Annotated in this window: 12 protein-coding genes and 1 pseudogene; 10 read left to right on the plus strand and 3 right to left on the minus strand. The window is 70.0% G+C overall.

Annotated elements, in window-relative coordinates; genetic code table 11:
- Nucleotides 1–21: 21 nt before the first annotated feature.
- The gene (locus FE633_RS33015) at nt 22–2,985 is read right to left on the minus strand and encodes an MGH1-like glycoside hydrolase domain-containing protein (RefSeq protein ID WP_246113947.1); all 2,964 of its coding nucleotides are present in this window, start codon (nt 2,983–2,985) and stop codon (nt 22–24) included.
- Between the two features lie 437 nt (nt 2,986–3,422).
- Between FE633_RS33015 and FE633_RS33020 the strand changes: the two genes are divergently transcribed.
- The 8 genes from FE633_RS33020 (at nt 3,423) to FE633_RS33055 (ending at nt 9,743) form a co-directional block, all read left to right on the plus strand.
- The gene (locus FE633_RS33020; protein WP_246113948.1) at nt 3,423–3,605 is read left to right on the plus strand and encodes a hypothetical protein; all 183 of its coding nucleotides are present in this window, start codon (nt 3,423–3,425) and stop codon (nt 3,603–3,605) included.
- A gap of 111 nt (nt 3,606–3,716) precedes the next feature.
- Nucleotides 3,717–4,811, plus strand: coding sequence for a tartrate dehydrogenase (locus FE633_RS33025; protein WP_138048850.1), 1,095 nt, complete (start codon nt 3,717–3,719; stop codon nt 4,809–4,811).
- A gap of 248 nt (nt 4,812–5,059) precedes the next feature.
- A complete protein-coding gene (locus FE633_RS33030) occupies nt 5,060–5,785 on the plus strand; it encodes a GntR family transcriptional regulator (RefSeq protein WP_138048851.1) in 726 nt (241 codons plus the stop codon).
- A gap of 105 nt (nt 5,786–5,890) precedes the next feature.
- Nucleotides 5,891–6,982, plus strand: coding sequence for an Ldh family oxidoreductase (locus FE633_RS33035; protein WP_138048852.1), 1,092 nt, complete (start codon nt 5,891–5,893; stop codon nt 6,980–6,982).
- Entirely contained in the window at nt 6,979–7,281 is a 303-nt protein-coding gene (locus tag FE633_RS33040; protein WP_138048853.1) for a putative quinol monooxygenase, read from the plus strand. Before FE633_RS33035 ends, FE633_RS33040 begins: the two co-directional genes overlap by 4 nt.
- 24 nt (nt 7,282–7,305) lie before the next feature.
- Nucleotides 7,306–7,749 carry a cupin domain-containing protein gene (locus tag FE633_RS33045; protein WP_138048854.1) on the plus strand — a complete coding sequence of 148 codons (444 nt, stop codon included), beginning with the start codon at nt 7,306–7,308 and terminating at the stop codon, nt 7,747–7,749.
- A gap of 140 nt (nt 7,750–7,889) precedes the next feature.
- Complete coding sequence (locus FE633_RS33050) at nt 7,890–9,272, plus strand: NAD(P)-binding domain-containing protein (protein WP_138048855.1); 1,383 nt, start codon at nt 7,890–7,892, stop codon at nt 9,270–9,272.
- 27 nt (nt 9,273–9,299) lie between these two features.
- Complete coding sequence (locus FE633_RS33055; protein ID WP_138048856.1) at nt 9,300–9,743, plus strand: ArsI/CadI family heavy metal resistance metalloenzyme; 444 nt, start codon at nt 9,300–9,302, stop codon at nt 9,741–9,743.
- 28 nt (nt 9,744–9,771) lie between these two features.
- Here the strand turns inward: FE633_RS33055 and FE633_RS33060 are convergent, their stop codons facing one another.
- Together FE633_RS33060 and FE633_RS33065 are read right to left on the minus strand one after the other, a co-directional pair.
- Nucleotides 9,772–11,088, minus strand: a complete 1,317-nt coding sequence (locus tag FE633_RS33060) for a flavin-containing monooxygenase (protein WP_138048857.1) — start codon at nt 11,086–11,088, stop codon at nt 9,772–9,774.
- A gap of 212 nt (nt 11,089–11,300) precedes the next feature.
- Nucleotides 11,301–12,215 (minus strand): LysR family transcriptional regulator, encoded by a 915-nt coding sequence (locus tag FE633_RS33065; RefSeq protein ID WP_138048858.1) that lies wholly within the window; start codon nt 12,213–12,215, stop codon nt 11,301–11,303.
- Nucleotides 12,216–12,507: 292 nt separating this feature from the next.
- On the opposite strand from FE633_RS33065, the gene FE633_RS33070 reads away from it, so the two are divergent.
- On the plus strand, nt 12,508–13,272 hold the full coding sequence (locus FE633_RS33070) for an SDR family NAD(P)-dependent oxidoreductase (protein ID WP_246113949.1): 765 nt from the start codon (nt 12,508–12,510) through the stop codon (nt 13,270–13,272).
- A gap of 37 nt (nt 13,273–13,309) precedes the next feature.
- Nucleotides 13,310–13,917 (plus strand): annotated as a pseudogene (locus FE633_RS47480) (SDR family NAD(P)-dependent oxidoreductase); the annotation flags it as partial.
- Nucleotides 13,918–14,018: the final 101 nt, after the last annotated feature.

The raw sequence follows: 14,018 nt of genomic DNA on the forward strand, positions 1-14,018 counted from the left end.
AGACGGGTACCCTCCCGTGGCTCAGGAGCCGTTGAACGGGGTGCCGCCGTCATCGGTGACGATGCGCCACAGATGGTCGGCGGTGCCGTTGTCGTCCCACTGCAGGGCCTGGGCCCCGGATGACGTGGACATCCCGTCGATCCCCAGCACCATGCCGCTGTTCTTGTTGACGAGTTTGCAGTAGCCGCCACCGGCGTCCACCACGGACCAGAGGTGGTCGGCGGTGAGCGTGTCGCCCCACTGCAGTGCGGTGGCACCGGCTGTCTTGGAGGCGTCCTTGATGCCCAGTACCTGGCCGCTGTTGGCGTTGAAGATCTTGTAGTAGCCGTTCTCGGCGGGAACGAGCTTCCACTTGTGGTTGGCCGTGGTGTCGGCCGTCTGCTGCTGGACCGCGCCTCCGGCGGCGATCGAGGTACCGGAGATGCCGAGTTCCAGGTTGCTGTTCTTGTTGATGATCTTCAGGGCCGGTGTCTCCGGGTACCAGGACTCCAGCTCGGTGACGCCGACGAACTTGCCCGCCTGAGGGGTGAGGACGACCCGGAACTGGGAGGTGGTGACGGTCGGGAAGGTCACCTCGTTGGCGTTGTTGGCGACGGGCGTTGCGGGGCTCTTGGTCTGGCTCGGGACGTTCGCCCACGCCCCGTCCTTGAGGTACTGGACGGTGTAGCTCGCCGGGACCCGGATGTTGGCGCCGTCGTCGTACGTGTAGAACTTGACCTCGTTGATCTTCCGCGGCGCCCCGAAGTCCACACCGAGATGGTCGGTCGCGTTCGGTGAGCCGGAGTTGGTCCACCGGTCGTCGGGGATCTTGTCGTAGCGGATCCAGCCGTCGGTGGCCCGCAGCGGGGCGTCGAAGGTGGTCGGTTTGCAGGTCTGGCCGCTGTGACAGTGCGGGCCGTTGGAGACGGTGTTGGTGTAGGAGGCGAAGGCCTTCGGGTAGGGCTGGGTGATGGTGCGCCCGAGCCAGTCCTGCTCGGCGGTCAGCGGATTGGCCGCCACGTTCATCATCCGTGTGGCCGGCGCCGGGGTGACCGGGGCGGCCACGTTCACGGTGGTGTTGCCGATGGTCGAGGACTGGTGGATGCGCTGGCCGTCCTGGAAGATCTGCAGGCCGCTGCCCTTGCCGTAGTGCGAGCCGTCACGGTCCCAGCGGATCGAGTAGGTGTGTCCGTGGTAGGGGAGGCTTTCCACCGCGAAGTAGTCCCAGTTGGACGGGATCAGCGGCCTCAGCACCAGCGTGTTGCCGGCCTGCGGCTTGATGCCCAGCAGACCGGTGAGCACCAGGTCGTTGAAGCTGGAGTGGTTGTAGTGCTCGCTGAAGTTGAAGCCGTCGTAGATCCATTCGCCGGTGTCACCGTTGGCGGCCTCGGCGACGTAGGGCTTGCCGTCCTTGTGCTGGAGGTCGGCGAACTGGGCCAGCATGGACTGGTAGTCGGCCTTGGTGACGTAGCTCTGCGCCGGATAGTCCTGGAGCAGGTTCGCCATGCCGGTCAGGATCTGGCTCGTCTGGTACGGCCAGCTCGGGCCGTTCCAGTGGCAGCAGTTGGCGTCGTCGCGCTTCTGCTCGGCGGGGATCGCCTCGTAGTTGAAGTACGGGTTCGCCGTGATCCGGTCGAGCTCGGCGAAGCTCGTGCCCTTGGCGAACTTCAGCGTGTTGGCCCCGGCCTTCATGGGGACCTGCACGGTGACTGCCTGCGACTCGGAGAACTTCTGCCAGGCGCCGGTGGGCGCGTAGTTGACGGTGATCGGGTTGGCGGTGTTGTCGTTGACGATGAGCTTGTGGGTCGACGTGCCGCTGGTGCCGTTGGCGTAGTGCACGGTCACCGGGTACGTGCCGGCGCCGGGCGCGTCCACGGTGAAGGTGACGTAGCTGTCGTCGAAGTCCATCTGGCCGACGTACGAACCGTTCGACGCCGTCGACGAGTTGAAGACGTTCGCGTGGTTGCGGGTGGCCTGCTCGGCCTCGAAGTCGTGCACCCGCTCCAGCGTCGTGGGCCCGAACGGCGCCTTGAACCGCTTCGAGTCGGTCAGGTACTTCCATGCCGACGAGTACTGCGCGTCGGGCAGGTTGAACGCCCAGGGGGCGAAGCCCATCGCCTCCCGCCAGGTTGTCCTGGTCTGCTTCAGGGTGCCGTTGGTGCTGTGCGTGTTGTAGACCTGCATGAAGAAATTGCGCTGCGGGTCCCAGAGGGAGTTCTGCACGCCCGCCTTGAGCGCCGCGGCCTTGTCGCCGTACTCGTTCGCGGTCGCCGTGTCCCCGTTCATGGTGGCGATCTTGCTGATCGCCTGGGCGGCGCTGAACATGTACGCGTTGATCGTGGGCCGGTAACCGGGGCCGCCGCTGAACCAGTTGCTGCTGTGCATCGACGTCTCGGTGTACTCGGTGGCGTCGGACAGCGGCGTCTGGTGGTACAGGTCGCTGGTCGAGGCGGTGCCGTTCACCGTGATGTCGTTGGTGAAGTTCGAGTCCCACCGCTTGTACAGCGCGATGAGATGGGGGAGCGCGGACTTGATCTGCGCGGCGTCCCCGGTGACGAGATAGCGCTGGTACGCGGCGCTGGTGATCCACTCGCTGAAGTTCCGTGCGCCCGAGTTGCCCGCCCCGCGCAGCCAGAAGTCCAGGTAGTCACCCGCGTAGTCGCGGTTGCGCAGCCAGCGCCCGTCGAGCAGGTGATAGCCGGCGGCGTCCGGGAGCGCGGTGTACGGATTTCCCGCGTAGCCGATCGGCACGTCGTACTCGGTCGAGACGTAGCCCGTGCCCGGCACGGTGTAGCGGAGCGCACGCTTGAAGGTGCTCCACCGGTAGTAGTAGACGTCGTCGATGTCGTTGTCGGGGGTGTCGAGGAACGGGATGTTGTCCTTGTACCACTGCCGCTCGTCGAGTTGATTCGCGGCGAGGATCGCGTCCTTGTCGAGGGCGACCGCGTTGGGGTCGTCCGCCGCCTGGGCCGGACTCGCCACCGTGCCCGTCGCGGCCAGCGTCACGGACAGGAAAGAGCCGAACAGCGCGGTCGTCGTGCGGTGACGGCGTCTGGGGCTGGGTCTTGGTCTTGGTCTGGGACCGGTTCTGCGGCGCATGAGTCGTCCTCCACGGGGCGCACCAGTCGTTCGTAATATCGAACGTTGTTCGAAAGTCGAGCGACGGTAGTGACAGGACGAAATCAAAGTCAATGGATCGGACAGCGCCGGGGGGAAGTTGGTCCCCCGGCACGCCATCGTGCATCGCGTCAGGCTCGCTGGGCGCGGCCCTTGAGGAGGCTGAGGCCGGCGCCGAGTGAGACGACGCCCATGCCGACGCTGGTCAGGAGGCCCTGTGTGCCGTCGACGGCGAAGGGGGCGACGGTGGCGACAACGAGGTTGAACAGGAACAGGAAGTTCGGGCTGTCGACGCTGACCAGCCTCGGCTCGCTGATCCTGCTCTGGTGCTGCCCGCCTCATGGACCCGGCTCGCCCGCCGCTGCGGTGCCGCCGTGGCGTCCATCGAGCCCACGGCGCATCTCCACGTCGCCATGATCAGCCTGCCCGCCCACCTCACCCCGGGCGCCCGCGCGTTCCTGGAGCTGACGCGTTCGTACGCCCGGCGGAAGGGCACCGGGACGTCGTAGCCGCCGCATCGATCGGTTGCGCCTATATGCCGTATCGGAAGCGCGTCTTGGACGGGGCACGGCCCCACTGGGTTGACTCGAATACGTCGAACCCACCACCGGAGGCTCCCAGTGACCACAACCCGCACCTTCCGTATCGCCGCCATCCCCGCCGACGGTGTCGGCGCCGAGGTCGTCGCCGCGGGCCGCGCCGTGCTGGACGCGCTGGCCGCGGACTCCCGGGGAGACTCACAGGGAGGCTTCGCCTTCGACTGGCAGGAGTTCCCCTGGGGCTGCGGCTACTACGAGCGGACCGGCAAGATGATGGACGACGACGGCCTGGACCGGCTCAAGGACTTCGACGCCATCTATTTCGGAGCCGTCGGCTGGCCCACCGTCCCCGACCACGTCAGCCTGTGGGGACTGCGGCTGAAGATCTGTCAGAACTTCGACCAGTGGGCCAACGTCCGCCCCGTGCACTTCCTGCCCGGCGTCCAGAGCCCGCTGCGCAAGGCGGACGACACCGAACTGGACTGGGTCGTCGTCCGGGAGAACAGCGAGGGCGAGTACGCCGGCCTGGGCGGCCGCAACCTCGCCGCGCGCGGACAGGGCGGCGAAGTCGCCGTCCAGTCGGCCCTGTTCACCGAGGTGGGCTGCGAGCGCATCATGCGCTTCGCCTTCGACCTGGCCCGCACCCGAACCCGCCGCAAGGTCTCCTCCGTCACCAAGAGCAACGCGCAGCAGTACGGCATGGTCCTGTGGGACGACGTCTTCAAGCGCGTCGCCGCCGACTACCCCGACGTGGAGACCGAGAGCGTGCTGGTCGACGCCATGTCCGCGAAGTTCGTCCTCCGCCCCGAGGACCTCTCCGTCGTCGTCGCCTCCAACCTCAACGCCGACATCCTCTCCGACCTGGGCAGCGCGCTCGCAGGCAGCCTGGGCCTGGCCGCCAGCGCCAACCTCAACCCCGAGCGCCGCTTCCCCAGCATGTTCGAGCCCGTCCACGGTTCCGCCCCGGACATCGCCGGCCAGGGTCTGGCCAACCCGATCGGCGCGGTCGGCAGCGCCGCCCTGATGCTGGAGCACTTCGGTCTTCCCGACCAGGCGGCCCGCCTGCAGAAGGCGATCGAGGCGACCACGGGCGCCGGAATCCTCACCCGCGACGTCGGCGGCACCGCCTCCACCGAGGACGTCACCAAGGCCCTCATCGACGCTCTGAACGCCTGACCATTCCCCGCGCCTGCGCCCCCGGTGGCGCACTCGAACGTCCCGGCCTGTCCCACACGTCGCGCCGGCAGACCGGGACAGGCCGCCCGCCGACCGGGCGGCCACTTCGTGCCGGGCTCCGAGCCATGACGGGTCGGGGCCCGGCACGTACGCCGCCGCACGCCGCACGCCGGACGTCGCACGCCGGACGTCGCGCACGCCGTAACCTGTATACAGGTGAGTGTGCGGCGGGATGGACAGGGAGTTTCATGGCCCGGGCGACTGGTAAGAGCGAAGCGGTCTACGAGCGGCTGAAGGGTGACATCGAGTCGCTGCGGCTGCGCCCGGGGGCCAAGCTGAGCGAGGTCCAGCTGGGTGAGGAACTGGGCGCCTCGCGGACGCCGGTGCGGGAGGCCATCCGACGGCTTGCCGGGGAGGGGCTGGTCGACTTCGTGCCGGGTGAGGTGGCCCGGGTGGCCGCGATCTCGCTGGGCGGTGTGCGTGCCCTGTTCGAGTTCCGGATGCTGCTGGAGCCCCGGGCCGCCGCGTCGGTCGCCACGGCAGGGGCGGCCGACGAGCGCGTGCTGGTGCCGTTCCGTGAACTGCTGGGCCGGCTGGAGGAGTTCGACGAGTCGTTCCGCGCGCTGGACGCCGCCGCGCAGGCGCGGTCGTTCCAGCGGTTCTACGAGGTGACCGAGGGCTTCGACCAGGAGGTCATCGCCGCCTGCCGCAATCCCTACCTCGCCCGCACGATTCGTGACCTGCGCAGCCAGACCGTACGCCTGCGGCACCTCTCGCACAGCGGGCCGCGCCGCATGCTGACGTCGCTGGAGGAGCACCGCGCGATGCTGAAGGCGATCACGCAGGGAGACGCCCAGGCGGCGGAGGCGGCCTCCCGGCACCACCTGGCGCAGACGTCGCAGGCACTCATCGACAGCCTGACCGGCCAGGACCTCGCGATCGGCGTGGACATCCAGGTGGACGTGGCCCGCTGAGTCGTCCTGCTCCCCGTACCTTGGTTTTCGTGCATCACGTGATGTATACAGGAGTGCATACAACAGGCTAACCGCCTCCCGTCTGCTCGATGCGAAGGCCGTCTCATGCCGTATACCGTCGGCGCCGCCGACCTGCTGGATTTCGCCGCCGCCACCACCGAAGCCCACGGCGTTCCGCCCGCGGACGCCCGCCTGCTCGCGGACACCCTGGTCACCGCGGAGTTGTGGGGGCATCCGTCCCACGGGATGCTGCGCCTGCCGTGGTACCTCAGCCGCATCGAGAGCGGAGCGACCGCCGCGGTCGCCTCCCCGGAGATCGTGACCGACAACGGCGCCGTACTCGTCGTGGACGGCCGCGACGGTCTCGGTCAGGTGCTGGCCGACCGTGCGGTGGCGTGGGGCGTGGAGCGTGCCCGTCGCCACGGGATCAGCGCGGTCGCGGTGCGCGACTCCGGTCACTTCGGAACGGCCGCGTACTTCACCCGCAAGGCCGCCGAGCAGGGCTGCGTGGCGCTGCTGGCCACCAACGCCAGTCCGGCGATGGCCCCGTGGGGCGGCCGGGAGAAGCGCATCGGCACCAACCCGTGGTCGATCGCCGCCCCGGGAGGCCGCTACGGCACGGTCGTGATGGACATCGCCAACACCGCCGTCGCACGCGGCAAGATCTACCACGCCCAGGAGCGCGGCGAGCCGATTCCGGAGGGCTGGGCCGCCGACGCGGACGGTGTGCCGACCACCGACCCGCGCCGCGCCGTCGAGGGCCTGATCCTGCCCATGGCCGGCCACAAGGGCTACGCCATCTCCTTCATGTTCGACGTGCTGGCGGGCGTGCTGACCGGCAGTGCCTTCGGCTCTTCCGTCGTCGGCCCCTACCGCCCCACCGGCCGCAGCGGCGTCGGTCACCTGCTGATCTGCGTCGACATCCGGTCGATGGCCGACCCGGCCGAGTTCGAGCGGAGGATGGAGGACCTGATCGAGGAGACCAAGTCCACCCCCGTCGCCCCCGGCACGGCCGAGATCTTCGTCCCCGGCGAGCCGGAGATCCGTACCGCCGAGCGCCTGCGCACCGAGGGCATCACGGTCGTCGACGACACCTGGGCCTCCCTCGCGCGCATCGCCGACGCCACCGTCGTACCCCTGCCCACCCCCACCCCCGGGTCCGTCCCCAAGTCCTCCCCCGAGGAGCTTTCCGCATGATCGCGCTGACCGTGTCCCTCCAGGTCGTCCCCGGCCGCCGTGACGACTTCCTCAAGGCCATCGAGGAGAACGCCGAGCGCTCCTTCACCGACGAGCCCGGCTGCCGCTTCTTCGACGTCGTCTGCGACCTGGCGGACGACCACCACTTCGTCTTCCACGAGATCTACGACGACGAGGCCGCCGTCGAGGCCCACCGCGCCGCACCGCACTTCAAGGTCTGGCGCGAGGCGGCGGCCAAGTACGTGGTCCCCGGCAGCCAGGTCAACACCCTCTCCCGCCGCCTGTTCCACCACTCCTGACGGACCGATCGGAGCTCACCTCCCATGTGCGCCAAGCCCGCCCAGCCCGCCCAGCCGAACCTGCTCATCCACCCCGACGAGGTCGAACGCTTCGACCGCGGCGGCGGTGTCGCCACCATCCCCTACGTCGGCAAGTGGAACTCGGAGCAGGCCGTCATCACGACCGGTCAGACGGTGTTCCAGCCCGGCACCGGCCTGCCCCTGCACAGCCACAACGTCGAGGAGTCGGTCCTGGTCCTCGAAGGCCGGGCGACCGCGGAGATCGACGGCGAGTTCTTCGACCTGGAGGCCGGCCAGGCGACCTGGGTCCCGGCCGGCGTCCCGCACCGGTTCTTCAACCGGGGCGAGGGGGTCATGCGCATCTACTGGGTGTACGGCGGCCGGGACGTCACCCGCACCATCACCGCCACCGGCGAGACCTTCGAGCACCTCTCCGAGCACGACAAGGGAGGGGCGCCCACCGCATGAGCGGCACGGCCCGCGCACCGGCCGCCGCCGACGCATGAATTTGATGAATGTCTATGTTGACGCTTGTCGAAACAGGTGGGATGCTGGGCAGCGCCGAGAGATCGACGGATGTCGATACAGGGAAGTGAAGGGGAACCGTCGTGAGTGCTCCCACCACCGACCAGCTGCCCGTCGTGGTCGTCGGAGCCGGCCCGATCGGGCTGGCCGCAGCGGCCCACCTCGTCGCACGCGGCGTGGAACCGCTGGTCCTGGAGGCCGGCCCGTCCGCCGGCACGGCCGTGCGGGACTGGACGCATGTGCGCCTGTTCTCGACGTGGGCGGAGGTCACCGACCCGGCGGCCGAGAAGCTCCTGGCCCCGACCGGCTGGGTGCGTCCCGAGGGCGCGACGTACCCGACCGGCGGCGACTGGGCCGAGGGTTACCTCCAGCCGCTCGCCGATGTCCTCGCGGACAGGGTCCGCTACGGAGCGACGGTCACGGGCGTAGCCCGCGCCGGCCGGGACCGCGTCGTCGACTCCGGACGTGAGGAGCAGCCCTTCACGGTGCACCTCCGCACGGCGCGCGGCCGCGAGGAGCGCATCACCGCCCGCGCGGTCATCGACGCCTCCGGCACCTGGTCGACCCCCGGCCCGCTGGGCGCGAACGGTCTGCCCGCCCTCGGCGAGAAGACGGGGGCCGACCGCATCTCCTACCGCGTCCCGGACCTGAGGGATCCGTCCGTCCGCGCCCGTTACGCGGGCAGGCGCACCGCCGTCGTCGGCTCCGGCGCTTCGGCCTTCACCGCCCTCGCGTACCTCGCCGACCTGGCCCAGGAGGAGGACGGTACGCACGCGGTGTGGATCCTGCGCCGCGGTATCGGCGCTCAGACCTACGGCGGTGGCGAAGCGGACCAGCTTCCCGCCCGGGGCGCTCTCGGGCTGCGGGCCAAGGCCGCCGTGGAGAGCGGACACGCCTCCGCCGTCACCGGCTTCCGCACGGAGGCCGTCGAGCGGGACGGCGACCGGCTCGTCCTGGTCGCGGAGGACGGCCGCCGCCTCGACGCGGTGGACGAGGTGATCGTCCTGACGGGTTTCCGCCCGGATCTGTCCTTCCTCTCGGAGGTCCGCCTCGGCCTCGACGGGCGCCTCCAGGCCCCGGCCGCACTCGCCCCGCTCATCGACCCGAACGTCCACTCCTGCGGCACCGTCTACCCGCACGGCGTGAACGAGCTCTCCCACCCGGAGCAGGGCGTCTATCTGGTCGGGATGAAGTCCTACGGCCGCGCCCCGACGTTCCTCGCCATGACCGGCTACGAGCAGGTCCGCTCCATCGCCGCCGCGATCGCAGGTGACCAGGAGGCCGCCGAGCGCGTCGAACTCACCCTCCCGGAGACCGGGGTCTGCGGCGGCGCGGGCCTCTTCGACGAGCCCGAACAGCACGCGGAACAGAACGCGGATCAGTCCGGTGGCGGCTGCTGCGCCGCCGCCCCCACCACCCTCCAGATCGGCATCGGCGCCCCGGTCACCGCCTCCGGCGGCTGCTGAACTCCCCACCACCCAAGGAGGTTCGCCATGTCATCCCGTGTACAGCTCGCCCTCCGCGTCCCCGACCTCGCCGGGTCCGTGGCCTTCTACACGAAGCTCTTCGGCACCGAGCCCGCCAAACTCCGCGACGGCTACGCCAACTTCGCCATCGCCGAGCCCCCGCTCAAGCTCGTCCTGATCGAAGGCACCGCGGGTGAGACGACGCGCATGGACCACCTCGGCGTCGAGGTCGAGAGCACCGAAGCGGTCCGCGCGGCCACGACCCGCCTGAGCGAGGTGGGCCTGGCCACGACCGAGGAGAGCGACACCGCCTGCTGTTACGCCCTCCAGGACAAGGTCTGGGTCCACGGACCCGGCCAGGAACCCTGGGAGGTGTACGTCGTCAAGGCCGACGCGGACACCCTCGCCAGGCAACAGGGCAGCACCTGCTGCGCCGGCCCGTCCTCGGCCGACACCCCGCCTCACGCGTGACGGAAGCCCTGAACCGGAACCGCGGCGCCTACACCGTCTGGAGCGAGGGCGCCGCGTTGCCCGAGGACATCGCGTAGGCGGCGAGCAGGCGCTCGGTGTCGGCCATCTGCCGCAGCCAGCCGTCGCGGACCACGTCGATGCCGGTCTCGGGCTCCTGAAGGGACGCCAGGTACTGGGCGATCGGGGCGCCTCCCTGGCCGGCCTGCTCGTGCAGTTCGATCATCTTGGCCACGAGCTTGGCCTGCATGCCGTAGATCGGGATCTGAGGGCCGCGCGGGGCGATGAGGCCGATGAAGTACAGCTTCTCGACCGACTCGGTCACGATGCCGCCCGCGTAGCGAACCGGCGCCCCGGCGGTCCAGGGGAACAGGGAGTCATCGAGGAACGGGAGCCGGACGTTGAAGCCGGTGGCCCACAGGATGGTGTCGTAGTCGCGGGCCGTGCCGTCGGAGAAGCTGACGGTGGCGCCGTCGAACCGCTCGATGCCCGGGCGGACGGTGACGCGGCCGTGGTGGATCCAGTACAGCAGGAGGTCGTTGACGACGGCGCGGCCCTCGGCGAGCGTGGCTCCCTCGGGCTCGGGCAGGCCCGGGTAGGCGTGCCACTCGCCGATCGACAGGCGGGCCATGAGCCGGCTGATCAGATCCTGCTCCGTGGGGGAGAAGTCGGCCAGGAACGGCACCTGCTGGCGGGGGACACCGAAGTAGGTTTTCGGCTGGAACCATGATCCGTGCCGGATGACGATGTCGGCGTCCAGACGGTGCTGGGCGACGTCCACGGCCAGATCGCAGCCGGAGTTGCCCGCGCCGACGACGAGGATGCGGTCGCCCTCCAGGTCGGAGACGTTGCGGTAGACGCCCGAGTGGATCGTCCGGCCGGTGAACTCGCCGGGGACGTCCGGGATCCTGGGGTCCCACAGATGGCCGTTGGCCACCAGGACGCCGTCGTAGGCCTCGTCATCGCCGGCGGAGGTGGTCACCCGCCAGCCGTACGAGCCCGTACGCGCGCCGGTGGCCCCCTCGGGTGCCTCGGCCGGCTCGACGCCGGTCACGGCGGTGCCGAACCGGATGACGTCGTAGAGGCCGTGCTCGCGCGCGTAGGACTCGATGTAGGCGCGCACCTGGTCGCGGCGCGGGAAGTGCGGATAGTCGGCCGGCATCGGGAAGTCCTCGAACGCCGTCATGTCGCGCGCCGTGATGAGGTGGAGGGCGTCGTAGTCGGTGTGCCAGTGGCCGCCGACGCGGTCGGTCCTCTCGAAGCAGTCGACGTCGTGGCCGAGTCGGCGGAGCTGCTGGAGGGCGGAGACACCTGCGGCGCCGGCGCCGATGACGCAGTAGCGGGGCATGTGGATTCCCTTCGTGGTCCGGGGCGGGGAATTCCGAAGCCGTCTCGTCACGCGGCGGTTCGACGTGGACGGGGATCCTTGCGGGCGGCGGAGGCTTCGGCGTATCCAGACGCGGTCAGGGACGAGTGGTCGGCCCGTCGGGATGCCCAAAGTATTGACGGCGGGACCGCTCCAGGTGAATGCGCGATTTCCGGCATCCCCATAGGGCTTGCCTATGGCTGCGCGGAGGTGCCCAGCCGCCCCAGGTGCTTCGTGACCATCTCCATCAGCACGCGCGTGGCGGGGGACAGGTGCGCCTCGCGCCGGGTGATGAACGCGAAGGTCTCGTGCAGCGGCGGGTCCAGCGGGACCGAGAGCAGGCGCTCCATGTACCCGAGGCACCGGGCGAGGGGCAGGGAGCTGACGGTGTCGCCGACTCCACGGGCGGCGAGGGCGATGGCCAGAGCGGGTGACTCGACCTCGACCGCGGGGGTCAGGGTGAAGCCTGCCTTCTGAGCCCGCTCCAGGAGGCGGCGCCGGGTGGGGTCGGCGTTGCCCCAGCGTGCCTCGGGGAGGATGAGGGGCGCCTTGGCCAGCCGCTCGGCCGTGAGCGGCTCGGTGACGCGCGACGGGTCGGTGCTGAGGTAGACGGCCTCGCATGTCCACACCGCGTTGCTCACGTCCAGTCCGCGGTCGTCCACGGGCAGGGATACGAGCCCTGCCTCCAGGGTGCCGTCCCGGACGGCGTCGGCGACCTCCGAGGAGTTGAGCCCGACGACACGGACCCGCACTTGGGGGTGACGGTCGCGGAAGCCGGCGATCAGATCGCCCAGCAGCAGGTGCTGTGCGCTGCTGAACGTGCCGAAGGAGACGGTGCCACCCGTGAGCGTCCGCACCCCGCGCACCGACTCCTCCGCCTCCTTCGCGGCGGCCAGTGCGTTCTGGGCGCGGGGCAACAGCAACTGTCCGGCCTCGGTGAGCACCAGTTTCCGGTTGGTGCGGACGAAGAGCGGGACTCCGAGCGAGTGCTCCAGGCGCCGGATCTGCTCGGACAGGCTCGGCTGGGCGATGTACAGCGCCTCGGCCGCCGCGGAGAACGAGCCGTGCTCGACGGCGGCGAGGAAATAGGTCAGCTGCTGCAGAGTCATTCCGCCTGCCAGGGAGCGCCTGCCCGAGGAGCGCCTGCCGACGGCCGAGCCTTGCCAAAGGCTGAGCCTTGAGGAGCTCTCGGACTTCGAGGGTTTACCGATCGATCCGGGGCTCTTCATACTCTCCGCAAGTGCCGAGGCGGTCAACGGCCGCCCGCGCAGCGCCGTTCCCCGGCCTTCTCTTCCCATGCCGCCAAGAGTCTCGCCCCGGCTCAGGCCCTTGCCGGTGAGCATCCCGGGCCCCGCACAGCGATCTGAGAAACCCCACGGACACCCGCCACAGGAGGCCCTGTTGAACACGCTTCCCACCTCACCGGCCGGTCCGCGCCTGTCCGGCAGGACCGTTCTGATCACCGGCGCGGCACGCGGCCAGGGGGCCTCGCACGCCGAACGGCTCGCCTCCGAAGGCGCCCGGGTCCTGGCCTGCGACGTCCTCGACAACGAAGGCAAAGCCACCGCCGCCCGCCTCCAGGAAGCCGGGCTCGACGTGGAGTACCTGCACCTCGACGTCACATCACCCGGCGACTGGACCCACGCCGTCGAGCACGCCCGGACGGTCACCGGACGCCTGGACGTGCTGGTCAACAACGCCGGGATCATCCACGTCAACCCACTCCTCGAAGAGCGCGTCGAGGACTGGAACGCCACCCTTTCCGTCAACACCACCGGCCCGCTTCTCGGCATACAGGCGGCCGTACCACTGATGCGTGCCGTCGGCGGCGGCTCGATCGTCAACGTCGCCTCGATCTTCGGTGTGGTCGGCGCCGCCGGTTACGCCGCCTACTGCGCCAGCAAGGCCGCCCTGATCGCGCTCACCAAGACCGCCGCCCTCGCACTGGCCGCCGACGGCATCCGCGTCAACGCCATCTGCCCCGGCGGGGTCAGCACCCCCATGAACGCACACGAGAAGGAAGGCGGCGTGATCCCGCAGACCCCGATGGGCCGCCGCGCCCATGTCCGGGAGATCTCCGGTGCCGTCGCCTTCCTCGCATCCGACGACTCCAGCTTCACCACCGGAACGGAGATGATCATCGATGGCGGCTTCCTCGCCCACTGAGCCCTCTACGACCGTCGGGTCCACTGCCCTGGTGACCGGCGCCGCCAGCGGCATGGGCCGGGCCGTCGCGGAACGCTTCCTCGCCGAGGGCTGGTCCGTCCTCGCCCTCGACCGCGACACCACCGCCCTCGACAAGGCGGCCGCGGAGCTGGGCGCGCCTTTCGCCCCGTGCCGGTGGACATCACCGACCGCGCCGCCGTCGCCACGGCACTCGGCTCCCCCGAACACCTGCGCGCCGTCGTCAACGCCGCAGGCATCTATCCACCCACCCTCCTGGTCACCTACGACGAGGCCACATACCGGCGCATCTTCGACGTGAACGTCCTCGGCACCCTCAACGTCACCGCCGAAGCCGGCCCCGCGCTGCGCGCCGCCGGAGGCGGATCGGTCGTCAACTTCGCCTCCATCGACGCCTTCGCCGTCTCCCCCGGCCAACTCCTCTACAGCGCCTCGAAAGCGGCCGTGGTCTGCCTGACCCGCTCCCTCGCCCAGGAACTCGGGGCCGACGGCATCACCGTCAACGCGGTGGCCCCCGGCTGGGTCGACACCCCGGGCACCCGCGCGGGGGGCCGCATGGAACAGGCCGTGTCCGGCATCCCGTCGGGCCGGGCCGCCCAGCCCGAGGAGATCGCCGACTGGGTCTGAAAAGCTGTGCCACGGTACCTACATGACCGGCGAAACGCTGGTGGTCAGCGGCGGTATGACCGTCCGCTGACCCCGGTGGAGGGCATCACCGACCGCGTACG

It is taken from the genome of Streptomyces montanus (genome assembly GCF_005786655.1).
In the GTDB taxonomy this organism is placed as follows: Bacteria; Actinomycetota; Actinomycetes; order Streptomycetales; family Streptomycetaceae; genus Streptomyces; species Streptomyces sporangiiformans.